Source organism: Paraburkholderia bengalensis, assembly GCF_037126505.1.
Taxonomy (GTDB): Bacteria; Pseudomonadota; Gammaproteobacteria; order Burkholderiales; family Burkholderiaceae; genus Paraburkholderia; species Paraburkholderia bengalensis.
Genome location: NZ_JACFYJ010000019.1, coordinates 14,936 through 38,563, shown reverse-complemented (window position 1 = coordinate 38,563; position 23,628 = coordinate 14,936). Strand labels below are relative to the sequence as shown.

The 23,628-nt window shown below is 60.0% G+C and carries 35 protein-coding genes and 1 pseudogene; 25 read left to right on the top strand and 11 right to left on the bottom strand.

The window, feature by feature from the left end:
• From H3V53_RS14170 to H3V53_RS14160, 3 genes are all read left to right on the top strand, one after another.
• Complete coding sequence (locus H3V53_RS14170; RefSeq protein WP_336598503.1) at positions 1 to 1,509, top strand: efflux transporter outer membrane subunit; 1,509 nt, start codon at positions 1 to 3, stop codon at positions 1,507 to 1,509.
• A gap of 393 nt (positions 1,510 to 1,902) precedes the next feature.
• A complete protein-coding gene (locus H3V53_RS14165) occupies positions 1,903 to 2,445 on the top strand; it encodes an HAD family hydrolase (RefSeq protein WP_336598460.1) in 543 nt (180 codons plus the stop codon).
• Between the two features lie 19 nt (positions 2,446 to 2,464).
• Positions 2,465 to 3,487, top strand: a complete 1,023-nt coding sequence (locus tag H3V53_RS14160; RefSeq protein ID WP_336598459.1) for an aldo/keto reductase — start codon at positions 2,465 to 2,467, stop codon at positions 3,485 to 3,487.
• Between the two features lie 140 nt (positions 3,488 to 3,627).
• Here H3V53_RS14160 and H3V53_RS14155 read toward each other — a convergent pair whose 3' ends face one another.
• A complete protein-coding gene (locus H3V53_RS14155; RefSeq protein WP_336598458.1) occupies positions 3,628 to 4,569 on the bottom strand; it encodes a LysR family transcriptional regulator in 942 nt (313 codons plus the stop codon).
• 223 nt (positions 4,570 to 4,792) lie between these two features.
• On the opposite strand from H3V53_RS14155, the gene H3V53_RS14150 reads away from it, so the two are divergent.
• Positions 4,793 to 4,984 carry a hypothetical protein gene (locus H3V53_RS14150; protein ID WP_336598457.1) on the top strand — a complete coding sequence of 64 codons (192 nt, stop codon included), beginning with the start codon at positions 4,793 to 4,795 and terminating at the stop codon, positions 4,982 to 4,984.
• A gap of 262 nt (positions 4,985 to 5,246) precedes the next feature.
• On the opposite strand, the pseudogene H3V53_RS14145 reads toward H3V53_RS14150, so the two are convergent.
• A pseudogene (locus tag H3V53_RS14145) lies at positions 5,247 to 5,967 on the bottom strand (DeoR/GlpR family DNA-binding transcription regulator).
• 257 nt (positions 5,968 to 6,224) lie between these two features.
• Between H3V53_RS14145 and H3V53_RS14140 the strand changes: the two are divergent.
• Positions 6,225 to 6,659, top strand: coding sequence for a DoxX family membrane protein (locus H3V53_RS14140; protein ID WP_054920787.1), 435 nt, complete (start codon positions 6,225 to 6,227; stop codon positions 6,657 to 6,659).
• 127 nt (positions 6,660 to 6,786) lie between these two features.
• Complete coding sequence (locus H3V53_RS14135) at positions 6,787 to 7,059, top strand: hypothetical protein (RefSeq protein ID WP_054920788.1); 273 nt, start codon at positions 6,787 to 6,789, stop codon at positions 7,057 to 7,059.
• 129 nt (positions 7,060 to 7,188) lie between these two features.
• On the opposite strand, the gene H3V53_RS14130 is transcribed toward H3V53_RS14135, so the two are convergent.
• The gene (locus H3V53_RS14130; protein WP_336598456.1) at positions 7,189 to 8,775 is read right to left on the bottom strand and encodes an MFS transporter; all 1,587 of its coding nucleotides are present in this window, start codon (positions 8,773 to 8,775) and stop codon (positions 7,189 to 7,191) included.
• A gap of 165 nt (positions 8,776 to 8,940) precedes the next feature.
• Positions 8,941 to 10,260: an MFS transporter gene (locus tag H3V53_RS14125; RefSeq protein ID WP_336598455.1), complete on the bottom strand. Its 1,320-nt coding sequence runs from the start codon at positions 10,258 to 10,260 to the stop codon at positions 8,941 to 8,943.
• 268 nt (positions 10,261 to 10,528) lie between these two features.
• Between H3V53_RS14125 and H3V53_RS14120 the strand changes: the two genes are divergently transcribed.
• Together H3V53_RS14120 and H3V53_RS14115 are read left to right on the top strand one after the other, a co-directional pair.
• The gene (locus H3V53_RS14120) at positions 10,529 to 11,233 is read left to right on the top strand and encodes a response regulator transcription factor (RefSeq protein ID WP_336598454.1); all 705 of its coding nucleotides are present in this window, start codon (positions 10,529 to 10,531) and stop codon (positions 11,231 to 11,233) included.
• Between the two features lie 50 nt (positions 11,234 to 11,283).
• Positions 11,284 to 11,673 carry a hypothetical protein gene (locus H3V53_RS14115; protein WP_336598453.1) on the top strand — a complete coding sequence of 130 codons (390 nt, stop codon included), beginning with the start codon at positions 11,284 to 11,286 and terminating at the stop codon, positions 11,671 to 11,673.
• Between the two features lie 132 nt (positions 11,674 to 11,805).
• Here H3V53_RS14115 and H3V53_RS14110 read toward each other — a convergent pair whose 3' ends face one another.
• Together H3V53_RS14110 and H3V53_RS14105 are read right to left on the bottom strand one after the other, a co-directional pair.
• Entirely contained in the window at positions 11,806 to 12,891 is a 1,086-nt protein-coding gene (locus H3V53_RS14110) for a phage integrase central domain-containing protein (protein WP_336598452.1), read from the bottom strand.
• Positions 12,881 to 13,087 (bottom strand): excisionase, encoded by a 207-nt coding sequence (locus H3V53_RS14105; RefSeq protein WP_336598451.1) that lies wholly within the window; start codon positions 13,085 to 13,087, stop codon positions 12,881 to 12,883. Before H3V53_RS14105 ends, H3V53_RS14110 begins: the two co-directional genes overlap by 11 nt.
• A gap of 88 nt (positions 13,088 to 13,175) precedes the next feature.
• On the opposite strand from H3V53_RS14105, the gene H3V53_RS14100 reads away from it, so the two are divergent.
• Both H3V53_RS14100 and H3V53_RS14095 read left to right on the top strand, forming a co-directional pair.
• Positions 13,176 to 13,553, top strand: a complete 378-nt coding sequence (locus H3V53_RS14100) for a hypothetical protein (protein ID WP_336598450.1) — start codon at positions 13,176 to 13,178, stop codon at positions 13,551 to 13,553.
• Positions 13,554 to 13,624: 71 nt separating this feature from the next.
• Positions 13,625 to 13,849: a hypothetical protein gene (locus tag H3V53_RS14095; protein WP_336598449.1), complete on the top strand. Its 225-nt coding sequence runs from the start codon at positions 13,625 to 13,627 to the stop codon at positions 13,847 to 13,849.
• 36 nt (positions 13,850 to 13,885) lie between these two features.
• Here H3V53_RS14095 and H3V53_RS14090 read toward each other — a convergent pair whose 3' ends face one another.
• From H3V53_RS14090 to H3V53_RS14080, 3 genes are all read right to left on the bottom strand, one after another.
• Positions 13,886 to 14,686 (bottom strand): phosphoadenosine phosphosulfate reductase, encoded by an 801-nt coding sequence (locus H3V53_RS14090; protein WP_336598448.1) that lies wholly within the window; start codon positions 14,684 to 14,686, stop codon positions 13,886 to 13,888.
• Positions 14,687 to 14,758: 72 nt separating this feature from the next.
• Positions 14,759 to 14,947: a hypothetical protein gene (locus tag H3V53_RS14085; RefSeq protein ID WP_336598447.1), complete on the bottom strand. Its 189-nt coding sequence runs from the start codon at positions 14,945 to 14,947 to the stop codon at positions 14,759 to 14,761.
• A 1-nt stretch (position 14,948) separates the two neighbouring features.
• On the bottom strand, positions 14,949 to 15,200 hold the full coding sequence (locus H3V53_RS14080; RefSeq protein WP_336598446.1) for a hypothetical protein: 252 nt from the start codon (positions 15,198 to 15,200) through the stop codon (positions 14,949 to 14,951).
• 929 nt (positions 15,201 to 16,129) lie between these two features.
• On the opposite strand from H3V53_RS14080, the gene H3V53_RS14075 reads away from it, so the two are divergent.
• Positions 16,130 to 16,330, top strand: a complete 201-nt coding sequence (locus tag H3V53_RS14075) for a hypothetical protein (protein ID WP_336598445.1) — start codon at positions 16,130 to 16,132, stop codon at positions 16,328 to 16,330.
• 224 nt (positions 16,331 to 16,554) lie between these two features.
• On the opposite strand, the gene H3V53_RS14070 is transcribed toward H3V53_RS14075, so the two are convergent.
• Positions 16,555 to 17,337 carry a LexA family transcriptional regulator gene (locus H3V53_RS14070; protein ID WP_336598444.1) on the bottom strand — a complete coding sequence of 261 codons (783 nt, stop codon included), beginning with the start codon at positions 17,335 to 17,337 and terminating at the stop codon, positions 16,555 to 16,557.
• 95 nt (positions 17,338 to 17,432) lie between these two features.
• On the opposite strand from H3V53_RS14070, the gene H3V53_RS43625 reads away from it, so the two are divergent.
• On the top strand, positions 17,433 to 17,768 hold the full coding sequence (locus H3V53_RS43625) for a transcriptional regulator (RefSeq protein WP_419539496.1): 336 nt from the start codon (positions 17,433 to 17,435) through the stop codon (positions 17,766 to 17,768).
• 125 nt (positions 17,769 to 17,893) lie between these two features.
• On the opposite strand, the gene H3V53_RS14065 is transcribed toward H3V53_RS43625, so the two are convergent.
• Complete coding sequence (locus H3V53_RS14065; RefSeq protein ID WP_336598443.1) at positions 17,894 to 18,127, bottom strand: hypothetical protein; 234 nt, start codon at positions 18,125 to 18,127, stop codon at positions 17,894 to 17,896.
• 91 nt (positions 18,128 to 18,218) lie between these two features.
• Between H3V53_RS14065 and H3V53_RS14060 the strand changes: the two genes are divergently transcribed.
• From H3V53_RS14060 to H3V53_RS14000, 13 genes are all read left to right on the top strand, one after another.
• Positions 18,219 to 18,440: a hypothetical protein gene (locus H3V53_RS14060; protein ID WP_336598442.1), complete on the top strand. Its 222-nt coding sequence runs from the start codon at positions 18,219 to 18,221 to the stop codon at positions 18,438 to 18,440.
• A 1-nt stretch (position 18,441) separates the two neighbouring features.
• A complete protein-coding gene (locus tag H3V53_RS14055; protein ID WP_336598441.1) occupies positions 18,442 to 18,645 on the top strand; it encodes a hypothetical protein in 204 nt (67 codons plus the stop codon).
• 98 nt (positions 18,646 to 18,743) lie between these two features.
• Positions 18,744 to 19,184 (top strand): phage regulatory CII family protein, encoded by a 441-nt coding sequence (locus H3V53_RS14050; protein WP_336598440.1) that lies wholly within the window; start codon positions 18,744 to 18,746, stop codon positions 19,182 to 19,184.
• A 5-nt stretch (positions 19,185 to 19,189) separates the two neighbouring features.
• Entirely contained in the window at positions 19,190 to 19,468 is a 279-nt protein-coding gene (locus H3V53_RS14045) for a hypothetical protein (RefSeq protein WP_336598439.1), read from the top strand.
• Entirely contained in the window at positions 19,465 to 20,565 is a 1,101-nt protein-coding gene (locus H3V53_RS14040) for a hypothetical protein (RefSeq protein WP_336598438.1), read from the top strand. Before H3V53_RS14045 ends, H3V53_RS14040 begins: the two co-directional genes overlap by 4 nt.
• Positions 20,562 to 21,053: a PDDEXK family nuclease gene (locus H3V53_RS14035; RefSeq protein ID WP_336598437.1), complete on the top strand. Its 492-nt coding sequence runs from the start codon at positions 20,562 to 20,564 to the stop codon at positions 21,051 to 21,053. Before H3V53_RS14040 ends, H3V53_RS14035 begins: the two co-directional genes overlap by 4 nt.
• 136 nt (positions 21,054 to 21,189) lie before the next feature.
• Positions 21,190 to 21,429: a hypothetical protein gene (locus H3V53_RS14030; protein WP_336598436.1), complete on the top strand. Its 240-nt coding sequence runs from the start codon at positions 21,190 to 21,192 to the stop codon at positions 21,427 to 21,429.
• The gene (locus H3V53_RS14025) at positions 21,426 to 21,788 is read left to right on the top strand and encodes a DUF4406 domain-containing protein (protein ID WP_336598435.1); all 363 of its coding nucleotides are present in this window, start codon (positions 21,426 to 21,428) and stop codon (positions 21,786 to 21,788) included. The genes H3V53_RS14030 and H3V53_RS14025 overlap by 4 nt, the downstream gene beginning before the upstream one ends.
• Positions 21,785 to 22,219, top strand: coding sequence for a hypothetical protein (locus H3V53_RS14020; RefSeq protein ID WP_336598434.1), 435 nt, complete (start codon positions 21,785 to 21,787; stop codon positions 22,217 to 22,219). The genes H3V53_RS14025 and H3V53_RS14020 overlap by 4 nt, the downstream gene beginning before the upstream one ends.
• Positions 22,219 to 22,533 carry a hypothetical protein gene (locus H3V53_RS14015; protein WP_336598433.1) on the top strand — a complete coding sequence of 105 codons (315 nt, stop codon included), beginning with the start codon at positions 22,219 to 22,221 and terminating at the stop codon, positions 22,531 to 22,533. Before H3V53_RS14020 ends, H3V53_RS14015 begins: the two co-directional genes overlap by 1 nt.
• A gap of 71 nt (positions 22,534 to 22,604) precedes the next feature.
• Positions 22,605 to 22,781 carry a hypothetical protein gene (locus tag H3V53_RS14010; protein WP_336598432.1) on the top strand — a complete coding sequence of 59 codons (177 nt, stop codon included), beginning with the start codon at positions 22,605 to 22,607 and terminating at the stop codon, positions 22,779 to 22,781.
• Positions 22,778 to 23,023: a hypothetical protein gene (locus H3V53_RS14005; RefSeq protein WP_336598431.1), complete on the top strand. Its 246-nt coding sequence runs from the start codon at positions 22,778 to 22,780 to the stop codon at positions 23,021 to 23,023. The genes H3V53_RS14010 and H3V53_RS14005 overlap by 4 nt, the downstream gene beginning before the upstream one ends.
• Positions 23,024 to 23,052: 29 nt before the next feature.
• Positions 23,053 to 23,625 (top strand): hypothetical protein, encoded by a 573-nt coding sequence (locus tag H3V53_RS14000; RefSeq protein WP_336598430.1) that lies wholly within the window; start codon positions 23,053 to 23,055, stop codon positions 23,623 to 23,625.
• Positions 23,626 to 23,628: the final 3 nt, after the last annotated feature.

Below are 23,628 nucleotides of genomic sequence, written 5' to 3'. Positions count from 1 at the left end.
ATGAAAGTCTCTCAACGTCGACGGCACGCACTGAGCCTGGCTTCGCTGGCCGTCGTGCTCGGTGCGGCCGGATGCTCGATGGCCCCTCCTTATGAACGCCCCTCTCTGCCTCAGATACCTTCCGCATTCCGGGAAGCGTCCGAAAAGCAGATCGTCTTTGACGGAATGCGCGCGAAGGATGGCGTGGCCGAAGAAACGCTCGAAGGGCAATGGTGGACGGTGTTCGACGATGTGGCGCTCAACCGCATCGAACAGCAAGCACAGGAGGCGAACCAGGATCTAAAGGCAGCCCTGGCGAAGGTCAAGCAGTCCAGGGCGATGAACGAGGCGGCTCGATCCAGTTTGTTCCCCACGCTCGATGCGGGTTTTGGACCGACTCGGCAGAAGCTTTCGGCGGTATCGCAGTTCCAGCCCGACGGTACTAACATCCCGGTCCAAACGTTGTGGCGAGCGCAGGCCCGTGTGTCTTATGAGGCAGACCTGTTCGGCCAGGTGGCATCGCGCATCGATGCTGCAAAGGCCGACGCAGAGCAAAACGACGCACTGTATCGCGCGGTACGGCTCGCGCTTCAGGCGGACGTCGCGCAAAATTACTTTGCGTTGCGCGATCTGGATGCGCAGGCCAGCGTGCTCGACAGAACTGTCGATCTGAGAAAGCGGGCACTCCAACTCGTGCAACGTCGTTTTGACCACGGTGAGATTTCCGAACTCGACGTCAGCCGTGCGAAGACGGAACTGGCCAATGCACACTCGGACGCAATGACGGTCAGACGTATGCGCGCCGCGACGGAACATGGTCTGGCTGTGCTGATGGGACAGACGCCCGAAGCGTTCTCCATGCCTTCTCACGCGCTCGAGCCTGTCAGCGTGCGTATTCCCGCCGGGCTGCCGTCCTCGCTGTTGCAGCGTCGTCCGGATATCGCCGCGGCGGAACGCATGATGGCCGCCGCGAATGCCCGCATCGGCGCCGCGAAGGCCGCGTTCTTCCCGATGCTCGAACTGACCGGCGCGGGAGGCTTCGAATCGGCGACGCTGGCGGACCTGTTCAGGTGGAGCAGTCGAGTCTTCCTGCTCGGCCCGCTTGCCGGCGCAGCGCTGACGGTGCCGATCTTCGACGGGGGACGCCGCCAGGGAAACCTGGACCGCGCGTACGCGGTGTATGAAGAGGACGTTGCGCGCTACCGGCAACAGGTGTTGACGGCGTTTCGCGAAGTTGAAGACAGTCTCTCAGATCTGAGGATTCTCGAAGACCAGCTCGATACTCAATCCGACGCTCTCAAAGCTTCGGAGCGCGCGGCGCAACTGTCGAGCAAGCAGTATTCGGAGGGAGCGATCAGCTATATCGACGTAATCGATACGGAGCGCACGTTGCTGCAGGCGCGCCGTGCACTGATTCAACTTCAGGGGCGAAAGGCGAATCAAACCGTCGAATTGATCCGCGCGCTGGGCGGCGGTTGGGATAAGGCGGTTCTCCCACCTGACACCGGAGTAAATGTCGCGCAAAAGTAATGCCACGCGTCAGTCGCGCTCGCCTGACCCGGTGAGAAAACACGCTTGCAGATTAATGAAATGTCGCGATCACGCACGTCCATTGTCTGAATGCGGGAAAAGTCATTGTCGGCATTCCGCGAGCTTAAACCATATTGAGGAATTTTCATCTCGGCTGATCTGATTGATCGCAATCCGGCATTATGATGTGTCGTGTCAATATGTTCTGTGTCTGATATGAGGAGGATATTTTTCATACTGATAGTTTGCTGAAAAAAGAAAAGTCTGAGATTTCCGCATTAAAATCAACTTTAATTCGTAAAAGTCCAATTTTTAATGGAGTCGAGAGATGAAAAGCATTCTTGTTGTAGGAGATAAGATGAACGACCGGCGGTACCAGGCTTTCAGGACCTGATGCGGACGATCCGCCTTCTTACCGAGGCAGGCGCTTCGCGCGAGACGGTCAACGCCGCTTACTACCGCGCATTCGAGGGCCACAGGCAAGACCGGGTGCGCGCGGCCGCCCGTGTGCTGTATGACACGCAGCCGTTTCCCCTCAAGGCCGCGAGCGTTGAGCGCCTGCGTGAGCATCAGCAGGCCGGAGATGAAATCGTGTTGGTGTCGGGGGCGATGGTGGACATCCTTCACCCCCTGATGGATCACTTGGATGTACGTTTCGCCTACTGTTCGACGCCCGCCGTCGCTAACGGGCGCTACACCGGGGAGCTGGAGCAGCGAGCCGTCGGCGAGGGCAAAGTACAGGCGGTTATGCAATATTGCGCGATGCTCGATGTCCCGCCAGCGCGATGCTCCGCGTACGGCGACCATATTTCCGATGCGCCCCTGCTGTGCGCAGTCGGGCGTGGACATGTCGTCGATCCTGATGCGGCGCTGGCGTCGCTTGCCCGCGAGAAGGGTTGGAAGGCACTGATGACGAGTGGCGCCCGGCTACCATAAACAATAAGAACTACGGAAGATGCTGAAACGAAAACTTGGTCTTTTTGAGATCAATCCGCTTGGCCTAGGATGTATGGGCATGTCCGAGTTCTACGGCTCGGTAGACGACGAACGTTCGGAGCGCGTGCTGCACCGCGCGCTTGAACTGAGCGTCGATCACTTTGACACAGCGGACATGTACGGCTACGGCCACAATGAAACGCTTTTGGGTCGCGTGCTCAACGCGAGCGGGCGGCGGAACTGCGTGGTCATAGCCACGAAGTGCGGCATCGTGCGAGACAGGACCGATCCTACCAGGCGGGGAATCGATAATTCGCCGGCGTATATCCGCGAGTCGTGCGCGAGGAGCACCGACCGGCTCAAAACTCACATCGATCTCTTTTACCTTCATCGGATTACCGGATATGGTGAGCGGATCGAGGAAAGCATGTCAGCAATAGCTGATCTGCTGGCAGCCGGTGCGATCGCCGGGGTCGGCCTGTCCGAAGCAAACGCCGCGACGATCGGGCGCGCGCATCGCGAACTGCTGCGATTGAGCCACGGCCGGCATGGGCTCTCGGCGGTTCAGACCCAATATTCGCTCATGTCGCGCGATATCGAGCGAAACGGTGTGCTCGCGATATGCCGGGAGCTTGGAATTGCCGTGGTAGCTTATAGTCCGATTGGACGCGGACTACTTGGCGGTGCGCTGCGCTCGACAGATGATCTCGACGAAAAGGACTTCCGCCGAACCCTACCCCGGTTCTCTAAAGAGGCGATTGTTGCCAATTCCCGATTCGCGACTTCGCTTGATAACGTCGCACAGCGCCTCGGGTTGTCGGCTAGCGAACTGGCGATCGCTTGGGTGCTGCACCAAGGTCAAAACGTCCTCGCAATTCCGGGCACGACGCAATTGAAAAACCTCGAGCGCAATGTCGCTGCAAGGGACATTGCGCTGACAGCCGATACCTTGCAGACCCTCGACGCTCTCGTGCAACAGACGCCGACCCAAGGTGCCCGCTACCCGACGGAGGTTATGAGCGCATACGGTTTGAATCGTTAGTGTATTTTTCCCGCACCCCGTCCGTCGGGAATTTGTCGCAGCGTGAGCCGTCATTCGCCCGCGCCGTTTGAGAAATACCAGGGCGCAATTGGCAGCTCCGCCACGCCTGTGGCTGAGGACATGAGAGCCATGCCCAGACCTCACGACAAAGCAGACGTCTCCGAAACCGGCCAGTTCTCATGGTCACCCAGCGCAACGGAGTCTGAATTGTTCAGAAAGTGATTGGCCATAAACTCGATGAAGACCCGCAGTTTGGGCGGACACCAGTTGCTCGCGGGCCAGACCAGATGAAAATCGATCGCGTTTCTCGTCTCGGATTCGAGCACCGTCTTAAGCAGGCCGTGCCGCAACGAGTCACCGATCAGGAAATCTGGCAGGCATGCTATCCCTGCGCCACCTAGCGCCGCATAGTGCAGCATCTCTATGTTGGAGCAGGTCAAACGGGTGCGAAGATTTACATGTGGCGTCTCAGGCAACGGCCATGGCTGCAGTTTGCCGGTCGTCGACGACTTGAACCTCAGGCAGCTATGTGTTTCCAACTCCTCGATACTTACCGGGAACCCGTTTGCGCTGAAATATTCAGGGGCTCCTGCCAAGAGCAGGCGACATTTTCCAAGATTGCGAGAAACCAGCCGCGAGTCAGTCAGTTGTCCGGTCCTAACCACCGCGTCAAAGCCTTCTTCGATGATATCGACCAGTCGATCTGAGAAATCAAGTTCGAGCTCGAGTTCGGGATAGTCTTTGACAAAGCGCATCAACGTCGATTGGAATGGACCGCACACCAGCGGCAGGCTCACTCTGAGCCGTCCTCTTGGTGCCTGACTTTTTTCCGACAGCCGCCGCCCGCCTTCCTCAATTTCCCTGATCGCGCGTTGACAGTGCTCGATGTATTGAGCGCCTTCGCTCGTGAGATGGATCGCCCTGGTACTGCGATGGAAGAGACGCACGCCCAGTCGGCTTTCCAGCCTACTGATACTTTTTCCCACCGCAGACGCCGACAGTCCAAGCCGCTGGCCCGCCTGAGCAAAGCTCATCGTCTCGCATACCTTGACAAATATCTGTATTCCGTTGAACGAGTGCAAAGCTGTTAGCGTCTTGTGAAGACACTCCTCGCAAGTGGCTTATTTCTGAGGTTCAGGCGGGTTTAAACCTTGTAAACCATCGACCGTTGAGCGCACGTTGATGATAGGCATGCGAATTTTACCGCTCAGTCTGGATATTATATCGAAGCTCTCGATCGTCATAATTAAAAAGGAATGCTTATTGTTAATCCAGGGCACTCTCCTACAGAGTCTCAGGACATCGATGTACGCGCTGGACAATCAGTCTTCCGATAACAACGAAGCACGTAAGTGGGTTATCGCCGAGCACGTCGGAAGAAGTGCTTTCGTATTGCAGCGCGACGTATGGCGCGATGGCGGCGGCTTCATCAACACGTTACACGCGACGCTGGCGAAGCGGCTGGTCGACGAAAGTGGCGGCGAATACAACGAGTAGGACATCGAAACCAGATGGTGCAGATCAACCTGACGGTGAACGGACAAACGAAATGTGGCGGGGCAAGGAGGGCGCGACCGCGGGATGGAACCGGCCGGCGGTCATACGGCGCGAACGACGGAACAACAAGTGTCGTTGCAAGGCCTCGGGCCAGGTGATTTCGATTCACACGCGTATATGCGAAAGGTGCTCAAGGTAGCAGACTGTCGTATCAGCCGAAAGCTACGGGCTCGAACCTGCGTCGCAGCCAAAAAACAAAAAATCACTTCCGCTTCGCCTGGCCCTTTTCGGTGATGATCGAAGTGAAGTCTTCGACTTTCGAAAACCGGACTGCCTTCACCACACCGAACTTGCTGCTATCGACGACAAGATGACTTTCCACGGCGCTTGCCATCGCCGCCTGCTTAAGCGCCACTTCATGAAAATTCCAGCACGTGACGCCGCGCGCGTCGTCGACGCCCCCCCGCCGAAATAAACGCCTTGTTGATCCCCATGCGCCTTAGCATCTCGATGCTCTCTTCGCCGGAAAACGAATCCGACGAAGGCACGTACATGCCGCCCAACAGAATCATCCGCACATGGGGTTTGCGCCGCAAAATCTCCGCGACGTTCAGCGAATAACAGACCACCGTCACGTGCATGTCGTTTGGAATCAGCCGCGCAAACGTCGTGAGCGTCGTGCCGCAATCGATGAAGAGCGTCTCGTTGTTGCCGATCAGCTTTGCCGCAATCGCCGACGCCTCCGCCTTGGCCTGCGCGAAATGGTCCTTTTCCTGTTCCAGCGAATAGCCGGCCGAGTTCGGCACGTCCGTCGCGCTGACGATGTAGCCGCCCAGATACGTGAAGTGATCAGGGCTTGCGGCGATGTCCCGGCGCACCGTCATCTCCGACACGCCCAGCAGCGACGCCGCGTCGCGCAGGCGCATCACGTTCTGTTTGGCCAGAGCTTCGGCGAGCACGCGCAGACGTTCAGTTTTCAGCATGGGGAAGGTCTCTTCAACGCGATGGCGGAAATGGCGCGTTAGATTTTGTTCGATTTCCTGAGAGGATTATAACAAATCTGTGGATCGACCGACTGATGAATTTGCTTTCCGACGCTGCGAGAAGGTAGCCATGGATAAGAGGCAGCGGGTCATTCGCCTTGGAAAAGCGATCCATACCACTTATCCTGACTTCAGCCTCCGGGAACTGATGACGTGCGGCCCGGTCATCTGCTTAATTCAAATCAGGAGCCACACCCATGACGCGTCCCGTCGATTCCGGCGTAATTCTTCTTGCCCGTCTCGCGCTTGCCGTACTTTTTCTTTGGGGCGGCGTGATGAAGCTGATCGGCTACGCGGGTTTCGTCGGATATCTGCAATCGAAGGGTGTGCCTTTCGTGCAGATTGCCGCGCCGATTGCGACAGCCGTCGAGGTGCTGGGCGGCATTTTTCTGGTCGTCGGGTTCAAGATTCGCGCGCTGGGCCTGATCATGGCGATTTACACGATTGCGACGGCCGTCCTCGGGCACGATTTCTGGAACATCACCGACGCTGCCATGCAGCGCGACACAATCATTCATTTCTGGAAGAACGTCGGCATCGCGGGCGGCTTCCTGTTGCTCTGCGTGACGGGTGCGGGGCGCTTCAGCATCGACGGCGCGCGCGCCCCACGCAGCGGCCTGAGCAGTCTGTGATCGTTGTGCGCGCAGCGGCGCAGGCTGCGCGGCCGTTCCACTGCAAGGCGGGGAGCAAAGCGGGCATCATTCGTGCACCAGCCCGTATGCAGCAGGGCAAGCCAACTCGACCAAAAGGAGCACACGCATGATTCAAGCTTTTGACCAAACGATCGGCAGCACGGTCATGCAGTTCTGCGCGAGCCTCGGCGAGGGGCCGACGCCGCATCGCGTGATCATCAGCCGCGCCGATACCGCGGAAACGCTGGTCATCCTCGACGCAGCCGGATTGATCAGCTCGATCAAGGCGGAAATCGAGGAGCCGGAAAAGCTCGTCGCCGATGCAATTCGCAAGGTGCAGAGCGAGGGGCTCATCGAAAAGGCGCTCGACACGGGTGTTATCCAGGAAACGTCGCTGTAAAACCTGCTTTTTCGCGCTTTCTCACTGTTCCACCTATGACAACACCCACGGCGCCCGGCGCGTCCGTGGGTGTTGCTTTTTTGCGGGAACCGTCTACGCGCTGCGGGCGGGTCGGGGCGCCGCTGCGCGTCAGTCGCTGATGCCGGCGGGGCGCGCGCCGTTGCGCGCGTGTTCGCGCGCGTGCGGCTCGCGATGCACGAGACACGCGAGCCCGAGCGCGATCAGCAGCAGGCACGCTGAGATCAGCGTCGACGACTTGAGGCCGCTCACCACGTGCGCCGCGCCCGCGCCGCCGACTGCATCGGATGCGCTCGCGAGCGCGCCGAAGGCTGCAACGCCGATCGCGCCACCTGCCTGCCGTGCGGTGTTGAGAACCGCCGACGCCGTGCCCGAGCGCTGCCTGTCGACGGATGCGAGTACGGCCGTCGTCATCGCCGGGACCGCGAGGCCCATGCCGGATGGAATCAGCAGGAACGGTATCAGCAAGGTCCATAGCGGCGAGGCGGCCTCGGCGAAGTGCAGCATCCCATAGCCGAGCGCGGCCGTGATCGCGCCCGCGATCATCGGCACGCGCGCGCCGAAGCGGCCGACCACCCAGCCGCTCGCGACGTTCGACACGAGAAATCCGCCCGTCAGCGGCAGGAACGCGAGACCCGCCTGCAGCGGCGTCTCGCCGCGCGCATGCTGCAAGTAAAGGCTCAGCACGAACACGACGCCGTAGTACGTCAGATTCACGCAGAGGCCGAATAGCACGGCCGCGCTGAACGTGCGATTGGCGAAGAACGCGAGCGGCAGCATCGGCGTGTCGACGCGCCGTTGCGTCACGACGAACGCGAGTGTCGCGAGCAGCGCGAGCACGAAGCCGCCGCCGACGAGGGGATGCATCAGCCCGAGCGGCCGCCATTCGATCACGGCGCCGGTGAATGCCGTCAGCGCGACGATCGCGAACAGCTGGCCGGCTGGGTCGATGCCGCGCGTGTCGATGGCTGGCCGCGCCGGATAGGGCGAAAGTCCGGCGGAAGAAGTGGAAGAAGTGGAAGAAGTGGAAGAAGCGGAAGAAGCGCCCCACGTCGAAGCAGCCGAAGAAGCGGAAGCGCCCGAAGGCGCGGAGCCGGGCAAACGCGGCACCCACGCGAAAGTCGCGACGAGTCCCAGCGCGCAGATCGGCAGGTTCACGAGAAAGATCGCGCGCCAGCCGAACGCGGCAATCAGCAGCCCGCCGACCACCGGTCCCGCCGCGATCGCGACAGCGCTCGCCGCCGTCCAGAGCCCGACCGCGCGGGCGCGCAATGTCGGATCATGGCCACACGCCTGATTCAGCAGCGCGAGCGAGTTGGGCAGCATCGCCGCCGCGCCAACGCCTTGCACGGCGCGCGCGGCGACCAGCGTCGAGGCGTCGGAGGCAAGCCCGCAGGCGAGCGAGGCTGCCGCGAACAGCGCGATGCCGCACGCGAACATCCGGCGCGCCCCGAAGCGATCGCCGAGCACGCCCGCCGACAGCATCAGCACGGCGAACGCCAGCGTGTAACCATCGACGATCCATTGCAGGCCCGTGACATTTGCGTGCAAGTCCGCGCCGATCTTCGCGAGCGCGATGTTGACGATGGTCACGTCGAGCTGTGTGACGACGAAGCCGATGCTCACCGTCGCGAGGATACGCGACAGCGACGGCGTGAATTGAGGGGACGGCGAAGGAGGGGAAGTCCAGGTATCCATGCGTCGATGTTAGGCCGGGCCTGACATGCGACGTTTCGGACCGGTCTGAAGTGTCGATGCATTGCGACCTGGTCCCCAGTCGGCGGCAAGCGGCGTGCCTGTGCACGCCGCTTCGCGCGCCTCGCGCGCACGGTGTTTCCGCTGCGCGCGATGTCTGCCGCGTTGCTAGCGCGCGGCGTCGTTTCGTGTGGGATTGCGCACGAAACACGCCGTCAACGCGCCGATCGCGCACAACGCGCCGACGTAGAGCGCGGGCGCCATCGGATACGACTTGAGCATCAACGACACGACGATCGGCGTCAGGCCGCCGAATACGGCATACGCGACGTTGTACGAGAACGAGATGCCCGAGAAGCGCACGACGGGCGGAAAGGCATTGACCATCACGAACGGCACCGCGCCGATCACGCCGACGAACAGGCCCGCGACGGCGTAGAGCGGCACGAGCATCGCGCTATCGGAGGCAAGCTGCTGGAAAAGAACGTAATACGTGATGCCGAGCGCGGCGCAACCCGCGAAAATCGTGCGGCCCGCGCCGAAGCGGCCCGCGATCGAGCCCGCCAGCACGCAGCCGATGGTCAGACACAGCGTCGCGACGCTGTTGGCGAAAAGCGCCGTGGCGGGCGCGATGTGAAACTGCTTTTGCAGCAGCGTCGGCGTCATCAGGATCACGACGACGATCGCAGCCGACAGCATCCACGTGAGCAGCATCGACACGACGACGGCGCGGCCGTGATCGCGCAGCACGGCCTTCAGCGGAATTTCGGCGGCGAGCGACTTGCGCTGCTTCATTTCGGCGAACACGGGCGTCTCATGCAGCCAGCGGCGCAGATAGACCGATAACAGCCCGAACACGCCGCCGAGCAGGAACGGAATGCGCCATGCGAAATCCGCGATCTCACCCGGCGCGAAATGCCGATTCACGGCAGAGGCGACCAGCGAGCCAAGCAGGATGCCCGCCGTGAGCCCCGCCGTCAGCGTGCCGCACGCATAGCCGACGTGGCGTTGCGGCACGTGTTCGGAGACGAACACCCACGCGCCCGGCACTTCGCCGCCGACGGCCGCGCCCTGCATCACGCGGAACAGGAGCAGCAGCACGGGCGCCATGATGCCGATGCTCGCGTAGGTGGGCAGCACGCCCATCAGGAGCGTGGGCAGCGACATCAGCAGCACGCTCAGCGTGAACATGCGCTTGCGGCCCAGCAGGTCGCCGAAGTGCGCCATCACAATGCCGCCGAGCGGCCGCGCGAGGTAGCCCGCCGCGAAGATGCCGAAGGTTTGCAACTGGCGCAGCCAGTCGGGAATCGATTGCGGGAAGAAAAGCTGTCCGATCGCGGGCGCGAAGAACACGAAGATGATGAAGTCGTAGAACTCGAGCGCGCCGCCGAGTGCGGCGAGGCCGAGTGTCTTGTAGTCGTTGCCCGTCAGCGGGCGCGCGTGCGCGATCTGCCCGGCATGTGGTCTACCCAGTTCTGTTGCTTGCATTGCCTGTCGTTGTAGGAATGAGAAAAGCCGCGCGTTGCGCGCGGAGTACGGCGGTCGTCAGGCGGGAAGTGCGACGGTGCGGGGTAGGGCACGAGACACGGCGCGCCGGCCCGGATAGGGCGGCGCGATGACGATTTCTAAGCCAGCCCGCGATTTTACAGGATGAAATTTGTCGCAGAATTTTTGCAAATTCAGAGCAGTCTGATGGGCTGATCGGGATTGGCTGAACAGAATCGCGCTCCTGGACCCAATTGTCGAGGACCTATCCATGCGTATCGCCATACTTCAGCGTGATCCCGTGCAGGGCAAGTTGCTGGAAAAAATCATTGTTCAGGCCGGTCACAGTTGCGTCCTTTATGACGACGGCCTGGCGCTTTCGAAGGTGCTCGCCCGCTCGACGGTCGATCTGCTCGTGCTCGACTGGCACGCGCTGCGTCTGTCGGGCACGGACGTGCTCAAGGCGGTGCGCTCGGTGGGCGGCGAGCGGATGCCGGTGATCTTCGCATCGGAGGACGGCTCGGAAGAGAGCGTCGTACGCGCGTTCGTGCTGGGCGGCGACGACTACGTGACGCTGCCCGTGCGGCATGCGGAATTTCGCGAGCGTGTCACGGCGCTGCTGCGCCGCGCGTATCCCGAGCGCTTCGGCAAGGACAGCTTCGACGTCGGGCCGTATCACTTCGATAAGGGTCGTCGGCGGGAAACCCTTGTCCCACGCAGCCTGTTCAATATCTGTTCAAAATTTGTTCAAAACAGGCGAGAGCAAACCGGGGTAGTAAGGCAACGAACCCGCGCAATGCAGCACTGCTCCCATAGACACTTGCGCATAGTTTCTCAGCCCGCAGTCTTTGTTAGCGTGTTGTTCGAGACACGACGTTCTGCCTGTGTGATTGAAGGTCATTGTCTGTGCGCTGCCCAACACAACTTGATAAAACTTCCTCCGGGGTTATCCCGACTGATGCCTTTCATTTTGTAGCCTATCTTTCGATTGCAGTGATCGGACAATGAATAATTAAGGAGAGCGAAATGGGCCAAGCAGATGTCAAGCTGCGTCTTGAGGGTCATTTGTACGTGAAGAATTTCTCTGGGCGAAGAATCAATGTCTTGGTGGTCGGCGACGGGGATGAAGTATCCGTTGATTTTCCGCCGGGCCACGACACAGTTATCAATTACACGATTTACAATGGGGGCGACCTGTTCCCGCGCGACGACTATATATTTGATGTCATATTGACGAACAAGGACACGGGCAAGAAGTTTGACTTAAAAGGCCTGCGCGCACACGCAGCAAGCGCTTATTCGGGCGTTTTGACGGTGGCCGATGGGATTCCCGACCCTAACGAACTAGAGGTGGTTTACGTTGAAGGCTTGCCTTCATTGATTCAATCCGCCAACACGAAATTTAGAAGGGCATAGCATTTGTTTGCTGTAATCGCATCCTCACCGGTCCACTCTTGAGTTGGTTGCCGGGGGGCTAATCGGACCGCGAGACATCGGGCCATTCTAGGTGCTAGGAGCAATGGGAATGGCCCAAATATGCAAGACGGGCTAAGCGCCGTTGATTTTTACCTTCATTGGTTCCAGACCGCGCGAATTCGCATATAACTCTGCCATTGCTTCTGTCAGATGGCCGAGGAGCGCCTTTGTATCGACGCCACCCTGTTCCATGTAAGTCCGTTTCGAAAGACTACGTATTTCGTGAAAGGTGGGCTCGTCCTCTGCCGTGTACCCGGCAAGCCGCCTGGCCTCAAGAAATTTTTCCGAGATTGTCTTCAGCTTGATGGCCGAGCCGCGCGGCGCCATAACGTTTCCCCGGATGTGATGAATTAGGTATTTGCTGACGACGCCCGTCGACTTGCAACGCACGATCACTTCCTCAAGCGAATAGCCGATCGCATCCATGCGCAGAGCGAGCGGAATCGCGATGCTCACGTCGGTCTTCGCGCGCGTGACGATCGCTTCGCCGCCCTTCACAGACGTCCGCTCCCAACGTCCGACAGTCGAGAGCGCCTGTCCTGACACCAGTGCGAGCAGCATCGCATTCTCCAGCCACGGCGCGACTTCGGGAGCTTTCGCGAGCGCTGCTTTGAATACCTCCATCGTCATGCGCTTCCGCTTTACTTTGACCTTCGCTTTGTCCGTAGCCTCGGCGGGGTTTTTCTCCATCCACCCGAGCGCCATGCCGCGGCGGCAAACGGCCTTCATTCGGCTTCGAATATGCACGGCCCACTGCATCTTCCCGCGAGCCTCGATTGCCTCGAGCATGTCGGCAACGTGCTTCGTCGTGAGCGCAGAGCACTTGATATGGCCGAGCGTGGCGCGGATCGCCTTGTCCTGATGCTTGCGCGCTGCGATTGTCGCCGGCTTGACACCCGTGTTCGGCATCTTCAGCAGCAGATCGGCGATAGTTTCTTCTCCGTCCTCCATCCGCTCGACCAGCCGCTTCGTCGGCACGATTTCTTTCGCCTTGGCATTCGCTTCGAGCACCTCGAAAATTGCCTGCTCGACCGGCACATAGCCGAGCGACAGCGTCTTCTTCGTGACCGGGTTGCGCCAGACGTAGTAGCCGGGCCGAGGTTCGTGCAGGTTTTCCGGCCAGTTCGCACGACGCCGGATGCGCGGCCTAGCTGCCATGGCCGAAAGCCCGATGAACCAGACGCGGCTTCTGCACACCGTCGCGGAAGACGGCATCTTCCTCGACGTAGTACGAGCGGCCGACCTTGACGGGTGCGGGATAGATTTTGCCCGCGTTGACCCAAAGGCGCGCCGTGCGGATTGCCGGCGGCGGATCAAACTCACGCTTAAGCCATTCATCAAGTCGGATCTTCATTCGATACCCCAGTGTTTTCTCGTTGTTTCGATTACTCGTTGTGCTGCTTCGGTCATGCTAGGATTCGCGGGAAAATCGGAGACCAAGCATGGGTGACTTCATCCACGAACATAAAGTCGAGACGTACAAGTCGCTCATTACCATCTCGCTCGAAGCCTTCAAGTACCTCGCATTGTTGAATGGCGGCGCGGCGGCGGGCATGCTGACTGGCATGGACCGTGTCGTTATCCTGATAGGAAAATCCGCATTCAGGGAGTCGATGGTCTTTTTCGTCGCTGGGCTTGCCTGCAGCGGATTGGCAATCATCCTGGCTTGGTGCACTCAATATCGGCTGCATGCCGAAAATATCGGTCGAGCGAAACTTGATAGCCATAAGTCGATCGTTAATATTGCGCTTGTGTGCGTCATTCTCAGCTTTGCTGCGTTCTGCATCGGCTCGCTGCATGCGGCTTTCAAGATTCATTGAGACCTATCTCCCTTCTCTGCGGATGCCGCGATACGAGTGTGTTTAACAGTTGACTGCGCAGGAGTGCCGACGTGGAACTTTGGATTCAGCCCTGTGCGCCATGTGCTGACCTTTACGGGCAGCCGTCGGCGATCGAACCGCACGAGACGCTGGCTCTGACCGGAGCCGGGGCGGTTAAAGACGCCCGAGTTGAGCAGCACTACACCTGTACGCGGTGCGGCGCCGCTTTCGCACGCATCCTCAAAGGCGAGGCGCGAAAACAAGTCTGGATGCTGCTGAACGCCGGGCAACATTGAGCGTTTCATCGTCATTGTCCTAGCGGTTAGATCAGATCAGGCGGCGCCGTCGTAGCAGTCGCAGGCTTCTTCGATATACGACTCGCGGGGAATGTCACAGAGCGGACCGCCGATGGCGTGATCGCGCCATGCGAACCGGCGCCCGAGCCCCTTCACGCTCGTCAGCTCGGCGTTCGACTCCATTGCGAGTGCGCGAGCGAACAGATGCGGGTGGTTATCACGAAGGTCCCGAATCTCGGCGACTTTGCTCGACGGGCAGAAGAAGCACGCCGACTTGCCGGGGCGCGGCAGACCCGTGCGATCAGTAGCGGCGATGCAGTCGTCGCGATCCCAGCCCCACTCGATAAGCGGGTAGCGATACTCATATTTAGCGTCTTCGGTGATCTTGGCGCGGCGCTCTTCGCCAGCGTCATAGCCGATCAACTTGACCACCTTCCGACCGCATTCCCACGCCAACTGCGCGGGCTCCCAGCTGTTCACGAAACGATCCTGCGGCTCGCGTTTGAACTTCAACGAGCAGCCCTTGAAGCCATACGCAATGCTCGGCAGCATGCTCATGCGCAGGCAGTTCTCTTCGAGCGTTTCTGCGCGGCCGCCTTTACGGATGGTGACGATCGGCGGGAAACCGACCTTCTTGCACCATTCGTCCATCATGTCGCGGTGCTCGTATGTTTGCGGCCGCTCGCCGCCGGTGTCAGCGGACAGAATCAGGTCCGGCCGCTCGCCACGCTCGTGCATTCCCACCAGCAGGGCGACTGAGTTAGTTCCCATTCCGTAGGCGACCACGACTGGCGACGGGCTCATCGCGAAGTCAAAGCGGGGCTGATTTTGTTCCATGCTGTCCTCGGTGTTTCAGGTTGCGCAGCCACTGCGCGGCGTATGGGTCGATCTCGTTGTAGTAAGCGGGCATCAGAATCGATCAGGGACGCAGTCGATCAGCACGAAGCCGCCATCGGCGCCGCGCAACTCGACGATCGACGCTTCCGCCTCCGAGCCGAAAATGTTCGTCTCGCTCGGCTCGTCGTCCTCATGCGTGACGATCACGGTGTGGTGCGGCGGGAAGCGCTGCAGCTCGGCAATGAGCTCGGCGACTGTCATGTCAGGCCTCGGCCGCGCGTGCCATGCCGTCGCGCGCATTGCGGAGCTTTGCCAGCGTCGGAGCCTTGGATTCCGCGAGGCGAAGGGCGTCAATTGCACGCTTCTTCCACGCGACGGCGCGGTCGTAGCTACCCGCGAGAACGCATTGCGGAACCTTGTTGCAGAGGCGCGTCAGTTCAGCGCGCAGCAATTCAATTTCAGCCTGTTCCGCCGCGATTGCCTCCGGCGTCTTGACTTGCTTTTGCTCTTTCATGTCAGTGTCCAAAAAAGAGAGGGTCGGGACTGCACCCTCGAATCACCGGCTCGGGGGAGCCGCCTCGGAGTGTTCTATTCATCGAATCGCCGGTAGGGCGCATCCGATTCGCGCTCGCCGGAGTCTTCGTCCTTCTTCGTTGCTCGGTCCATGCTTCCAAACATCAGTCCCAATGTCGCCCCAACATAGAAAGCCACTAGGACTGCTAAACACAAAATCAGCTTTGCATCCATCGATAAGCCTTCGCGTGATCAGGTGCAGCGGACTACGCTGCAGCGCTCAACTTCGGCCGCACGCTGGTCCGACGTCGAGCACATAAGGAGATAGATTGCGACGAGCGCCGCTGCGCCGGCCCAGATCTTGATCATTTCCATAGCGCGTGTGCCGGAATTGCAACGCAGAGAAACCATGCGCAGCCGATCGTCAGGAACAGAAGCACTGCGAGCAGTGCAGTAACTCCGTGTGTGCGCTCGCATGCGGCTAGAAGATCGTTGTCACAAGCGGTTCTATTCATTTTCCGGCCCCTTTTGTTCTTCGCTTCTGTCAGGTTCGTCAATAACCTCTTCCAAGCGTGCGGCCCTTTCTAACGCGGCCCTGTCAGCCCAGCTTGCCGCAAGCGAAACTTGTTATCGCCCTTTGTTATCGGTTTCCCGGCGACGGACCATCCCCGCGCTTGCATCGCGACCGGGAGCACAGCAATGAAGGCGCGTTCCCAGAACGCAATTGCGTATTCAGGGCGGCTGGGGTAGGTTGGTCTTCGCTCATCTAATCGCACAAATGGGGGCACTCGGTGAGTGCGTGAGACGAATGGTAAGCGACGCTTACTCGAAATGCAAGCATTGCTTTCGAGATAGTGAAAGTGATGCTTACTCGGCGTATGGTGGATCGCTTGGGATCGCCTAAACTGGCTTCATCGACGGGAGGCTGCGATGAAGCCGGAAATCGTGATTGAGATGTTCGAGAGGCTGAACATGGAAGGGCGGGCCGATTTGTCGGTCGACGACACGTGCGCTGGACTGGCCGGTTGGCTCGCAGGCGCATGGGATCGCCTAAAGGATGATGACATCGCGCTATTGACGGCTGTTGGCGCGGTGCTTTGGAGAGAGGGCTTTGCACTGCGCCATAAGTGATGCCGCGAGCCTATTCGTCGGGCCAAGCACCCGATTGCGCCGAATTGTTAAATGAGTAAGCTCTGATGGCCGGGCAGAGGGCCGCCTGGCGCGTGTATTTGGCCGCGGCTCGCTCGCGGCCTCTTTTTTGCGCGCAAAAATATAAAGCCCCGCACTCGGCGGGGCTCTGCGGCTGAATAGAAGGGGCAATCAGGCCGGGCGCTCGACGCCGAGTCCACGCTTTTCTAAAAATCGCCCATGCCCGAGCGGTATTTCACCCGGCCAACGATTGTTATGTGTTCCAGCTTATCCGGCGCTACAAGGAACGGCTCATGTTTTTCCTTGTTGTCGCTGACGATTCGCAGCGATCCGTCAGGCAATCTAAACAGACGCTTGACCAGCATCTCGCCGGCATAGACGAGTGCAAAAACGCCGCCACTGGCCGGTATGCGCAAGTCTGCACGATCAACTACGACAGTGTCGTCGTCAAAGAGGCGGGGCTCCATGCTATCGCCCGTAACCTTCACCGCCACCAGATTCTTTGGCTTTGCATCGAGCCTTCGAATGTAGTCCGCCTGAAATGGAAGAGGGTCCCGTTCTTCGATATGCCAAGATTCTTTACCATTTCCGGCCGACAGCTGCACGTCAATCCTCGTCAAGAGAACCGTCGACTCCGGCGGGAGTTCATCCAGACTCTCGTAAGTTGTTATTGGCCGCACCACGACAGATTTCAGTGTCGTAATGGGCGATGCGACTGGATTGTAAGATTCGCTTAATTGATTTGATGTGACGGCCGTCACATCCGCTGGGTCGTCGGGCGACAGCCACCACGAGAGCGATTTCCCGGAGAGCTTTTCGAAAACAGGAAGGCGTTCCTTCGCGACCCTTCCCGTCTTGAGCCAGCCATACACAGCTTGCCGGGTGACGCCGCACGCGCGCGCTAGTTCTGCCGCATCTATGGCGCCGCTATCGATCATTGCCCGCAGCTTTTTCCCTATGTCAACGCGGTCGTCTTTACTTTGAGGCATACAAATCCCAGAAATGCTTAGTTGCTGAGTGTAACCACTGCTTTCAATGCAAACAATGCTTTACACAAAAGTAAGCATCGCTTACACTGGTTTGCATGAGAGCCATCGACAGAGCCATCAAAATCGCCGGTAGCAGATCTCGCCTCGCTCGCGCCATTGGGGTTGCGCCTCAAATGGTGTCCCAATGGGCGAGAGAGGTGAATCCCAAGCCGATCTCCATTCCCAGTTGCGCGCGCATCGAAAAAGCCACGGGCGTACCGTGCGAGCAACTTAATCCAAATGAAGACTGGGTGACGCTCCGCGCCGTTCTTTGCGCGCCCGCGCGCGACTTAGCGGAATCCATTGATGCCAACGACGACGTCCAACCCCCAGTCGGCGGCACGAACAAAAGTAGCAAAATGGCTCGACATGGTTTGAGGGAGGCTGCTTGATATGAAGCAAACGCGCATAGACGCCGTCGGCATGCCGATCTCGCGTGCCGATTTTCTCGACGAAGCGGCCAAGCTACTCCGCTTGGCCGCTTCTGGCATCGCTGATGAGTTCAACGGTGTCGACGTTAAGTTTGCGATGCGGGCTGATCCGACGACTGAGGAAGTGTCGATCTCAGTAACTCGATCACTTGCGCAATAGTTTCCTGGTGGATCTCCACCACTGACTTGTGCATACCGTCCTTGACGGGAACCGAGAAGGAGACTTGGCTGCCGTCTCCGAAAGAGAAAGTCCGATCGAGCCTGTAACCCTTGCTGTCCGCGCTGAGGTTGAGCGTCGCTTGATCGAGTTTTGAAGTCATGGGGTCTCCAGTTGAAGGGTGTTTCGTGGTGTGGGAGCCCGATTCTGCCACGGACTGAAGACCCCACCTTTTAATGAATCAGGGAATCCACATGCACCTTCCGCACCATCAAGACATGCTCCGCAACGCGTCCAAGTACGGCGGTGTCGACGCCGTCACCGAACTGATCCGCAAGGAGAACCCTTCGGCACTGCACGTCGAACAGGGAGACGACGAAACACTGTCGTCGCGCGTGTTCCAACACCAGCCGATGCGCAACGAACCGGCCAAGGGCTTTATCCGCTTCTACGATCCGGTCAAAGCGGCGGCCTGACATGGCGCTCAGTGCATCCGAACAGAAACAGATCCGGGAGGCGCTGTGCGCGATTGCGGTGCGCGGTGCCCGATACCCGGACGAGCTTGAAACTGTACGCCAGAACCTGACGACGCAGTTTGAGGCACTGAAAGAGGCTGCAGGGCAGCCAGCAGCAGCAAAGACGCAATCGGCGCTCCCGGCTCGGGACGCACGAGCGCTCTAGCGGTCAGCTTCTTACCCATTGATTCCTCCCGTTTCCTTGATTATTGCTTGGACTTTAGTAGTCCTCAGTGCGGGAAAACACGTTTGATTGGAGAGACAGTGAACATTCTCGATACAGCGCACGCAGTCGTGCATAGCTATCCCGGCGGATGCGAATCGCTCGCCCCGCGGATCGGCATGTCTGCACAAGTCCTTCGCAACAAGGCCAACCCCAATACCGATACGCACCATCTGACGCTCAAGAACGCCGTCGACCTGACGGAGTTGGCCGATGACGACCGGATTCTCGAAGCGTGGGCGCGCGCTCGCGGTTATGCGCTCGTCACGGTTCCAGACGTCGGCAACTGCAATGACGCCGCGATCGTCGAGCTGATGGGCGAGGCGTGGGCGACACACGGCGAGGTAGGCCGGGAGATCTGCAAGACGCTCGAGGACGGCCGCGTTGAGCTGAAGGAAGTCGATCGGGTCGAGCAGCACATCTACAAGCACGCGCAGGTCTTGTTCAACATTTCCGCGCGTCTGCGCGGCATGGCGGAGTGATACGTATGCGAGCCACACGTACTCAGCTGGCCGGCTGCGACTCGATGACCGGGACAAAGCGCTGCACGCAGAAGCAGATGATCCTGAATCTGTTCTACAGCCCGCACATGACGCTGACGCGCCAGGAGATCGCCGATCGCACGAACCTGCGCCTGTCGAGTGTCTGCGGCCGTGTGTTCGAGCTGATAGAGGACGGTGCGCTGAAGGTGCGCGGCTCGCAGAAGTGCGCGGCGACGGGGGTGTACAACGACACGGTCGGCCTTCCGGAAGGGGTTGCTGCGTGAAACTCGCCGACCTGCTCCGCGAGATCGGTCGTCCGATCGCGTATCACCCTGGCCTCGCGCCCAAGCTTGGCGGTGTGAACGCAGCGGTTCTTTTCGGCCAGCTGTTCTACTGGCAAGCACGCACGCAGAACCCGCTGGGCGTCTTCAAGACGGCCGACGAGCTTGAGGAAGAGACGGGGCTTTCCTACGAAGAGCAGCGCACGGCGCGCAAGGCGCTGCGCGCGCGCGGTGTGCTGGTCGAGACGAACAAGCGGCTCGAACACAAGCTTTATTTCCGGATCGACGAAGACGCTCTCGAAGCCCTTCTTTCCGCCCCTTCTCCGAAATCGGCAAAGTCCGTTTCCCGAAATGGGGAAAGTCCATTTCGGGAAACGGGGGAAGTCCAGTCCGCCGACGAGGGAAAACCGTGCCCGCCGACAGGTGAAACCCTCGACCGCGGAGAGGGAAATCGCCAAGTCGTTATTAAGACAAAGACTACTGCAGAGACTACTTCAGAGATTACAGCAGCAGCAGCGCGCACGAAGCCGCCTGTGGATAACTTTGCCGCTGCTGCTGCCGGGAATTCGAAAAGCGAAATCAACCCCGAGAGCGAACTCACGGACCTGTTGATCGCTTTGGAAGCAGAACGCGGCAAAGCTTTGACGATCGATCCCAGCAAGGATCGCGTCCACGTGCTGACGTGGGTGGGCAAGGGCGCGACTGCGGAGCAGATTCGCGAAGCGCATCGCCGCGCCGTGATCCGCCGCGACGAAGACGGCGACGCGCGCCCGACGTATGCCGCGTTCCTGTCGCCCTTCGTCGCTGAAGTGCTGACGCCGACCGCCGCGCCTGCGATGGCAGCCGCCGCGCCCGCTGGTGAATGGTTTAAGACGCCGGAAGGCGTCGACGCCAAGGGCGCAGCGCTCGGTCAGCGCGAGCGTAAGGCGGAAGAGGACTGGCGCTATTACCGGGTGATCGTTGCGCGCGCCGCGAAGGACATGAAGGCCGTCGAGCACGTGCTCAATGACGCGCAGCGCTTCAACTCGATCGATCTGTACCAATTCGCGCGCCGCACGTTTGGCGATGCGCTGATGCCCGTGGACGACTACGCATCATGAGCAAGAACGCACTGCGTTTCCCGGAAAGCGCAATCGCAGGCGGCCGCATGGGCACGGCGCGCGTGCGAGGCTCGATCGTCGAATCGGCGGCGCTCCTCAAGTCGCCCGAAACACCGGCACTCGGCGCCGAGATCACGAAGATGGTCGGCGATCCGCGCGCGGTGCATCGCCAGCTGGGCCGACTCGGCGGCGGAAAGATGAACAAGTCAGAGGCGGCATATGCGGCGCACCTCGAGTCGCAGAAGCACGCCGGCCAGATCCTCTGGTACCGCTTCGAGGGCATCAAGCTGCGTCTTGCCGACAACACGTTCTTCACGCCGGATTTCGCCGTGATCGTGGCCAGCGGCGCGCTCGAACTGCACGAGTTCAAGGGGTTCATGGAAGACGACGCGAACGTGAAGCTGAAAGCGGCTGCGTCGCAGTATCCGTTCGTCATTCGCCTTGTTCGCAAGGGGAAGGGCGGCGCTTTTGATGTCAGGGAGGTTTGAAATGAATCAGCCTGCAAAAACTCGTTCACGCACGATGAGCATGGAGCAGCGTCTGGTATGCGAATGGTTCCAAGTCAATCCGAATACGACGCGACCGCAATGCGCAGCTGGCGTTGGCCTCGATCACAAGTCTGTTATGCGTAAGGTGGAATCGCTCGTCCAGTCGGGGCATCTGGTCGCGATGTCGGACACGCGATTCCGCGCATTCTCGTACACCGGGAAGCCGTTCCCGCATTCGGATGCCTACGTCGCGAACCAGAAGTGGCTCGCGCAGTGCGCGCGCCATGCCGATCTGCTCGCGAATCACGCCGCAGTGGCGGACATCGTCGCGGCGTCTGTGCGCGCGATGGTGTTGGTGGGGAGGGCTGCAGCATGAAGCTGTACGTCTCTGGCCCGATGACGGGGCTCCCTGGCCTGAACAAGCCAGCTTTCCACGTAGAGGCCGCGCGTTTGCGCGCGATGGGGTTCGAGGTTGAGAACCCGGCCAATGTCGAGCTTGGGCCGAATGCAGTATGGCTCGATTACATGCGCGCGGACCTGAAGCTACTGATGGACTGCGACGGCATTGTGTTGCTGCCAGGTTGGGAAAAGTCTCGCGGCGCTGCGGTCGAGCATGGTCTCGCGCGTTCGCTGGGGCTGCAGGTATTCGACTCGCACGCGATCATCGGCCGCGCTGGCGACTTTCCAGTGCTCAGCCTCGTCGTGTTTCTGCCGGCGCCCGCGGAGGCTGCTTGAAGCGATCCGGTTTCAAGTCGCGCACGAAGCCGATGTCACGCGGCAGCTGGTCGCGCAAGGATATGCCGCTGCCCGATACGCCATTGCGCCGTGCTCGCATGAAGTCACGAATCAAGAAGCCGACGGTTGCAGAGGGCTCGAAGTATCTGGCCGCGTGCCGAGGCGAACCGTGCTTCCTCAGATTGCGCGGCTGCCTTGGAGGTGGCGAAACGGTCGTGCCGTGTCACTCGAATCAGGGGAAGCACGGGAAGGGCATGGGCATCAAGGCGAAGCATGAATTCACGGTGCCAGGGTGCGCGAACTGCCACGTGCTGATTGACCAAGGGCCGGGGTTGCGCGAGCAGAAATTTGCCGCGTGGGATGTCGCGTTCGATGCATGGAAGCCGGTGCGCGCGCGGAAGTTGGGGATTGAATTGAAGGAGGCAGCTTAATGCAGGTATTCGCAAACCTCCCGCTGAAGCGGATGGCGACAGTGCGAGGCAACAGGCAGTCGACGTATCACGGCGGTTGGTTCAACGCAGTTCGATTGATCGGTCCAGAACGCGAATCACGCGACCGCAGCACGCGCGGGCGCAGCTACATCATGGTCGACGTCGAAGTGCCGGAAGACTTGAAAGAGTACGTCGCCGGGCCGTTTCAATCCGACGGCACGCTGCGGGTTCAAATTTTCACTGGACCGTATTTCAAGACCTTCAGGGCGTTCTTGGAAAGCGGCGATCTTGAATGGGATGTAAGGGGGCAATAGTGAGCGAGATCAAAAACCATGAATCGAAGACGCACACCACGACGCACCGCGCTGTGCTGGACGGACACGCCATGAAAGACGTCCTCGGCGCGCACGTTGCGCAGCTCGCGGGCGTTGATGTGAACTCGCCGCAAGTGCGGATTGGCGTTCACCTGTCGTCGCGTATGGGCAACTACAACACCATCGAAGAGGCGATCGTGACGATTACCGTCGATCATCGGCCGCTCGCCGAGGCCGCCGGATCATGAGCGCACACGCATACGTCAACCTTGAAGACGTGCCACTCCGGTTGCGCGAGACATCGGCGCAGCGTGTCGGCGATGAGTCCGGCGTGACGTTAGTCGCCTTCGATGGCTGCCCGTTTGTCGGGCATTGCGAGCTCGGCGCGTCGCAAATTGAGTATCCATTTCCCCGTGCGCCGGAGCTGCGCGGCGCGCTCGTCGAATGGTTACTCCACTGGAGCATCAACTTCTACGTCATTGCAGGATGATCGACCGAGCGAATAACAAAAAGGCGGATATGGAAATCAAGCACGAAGGCATTTTCAAGAGCGCACAAGAGGCGATCGTCTTCGCATGCAACTATTCGAGCCAGCAATACGCGATGTCGGCAATGGGGAAGATCCTGCAGCGCGGTGCGTCGGGTAGCGGGCGCGGCCTGATCGGTCTGGATGGCGCAGGTCAGGCCGGCATGGTGTTCGCCGAGCTGCAGCACATCGATTACTGGCAGCTCGCCGCGCTCGTCACGGGCAAGCTCACGCGCAGCGAGCGATGTGATTGCCGTCGTGCATGCTGCCGTGGCTGGCGGTTGAGTCGGGTGTTCGAAGAGGCGGTCAACCAGCTGGCCGACTATGTTGCGCTGACGCTAACGCCCGTGCTGCCCGTGAAGGAGTTCCGGGTTGCGGTGCTGATGAAGTACTTCGGCGAGAAGGTCAGTCCGCTGGAGACAGCGAAGCACCTCGGCATCCCGAAGAACGCAGCCGAGCGTCACATCACGGCGATACGCAAGTGCATCCGTGAACTGGAGAAGGACGGACTCACGGCATTCGCTGAACGGCTCGACAAGATCGGTATGATCATCAGCCACGCTTGACCT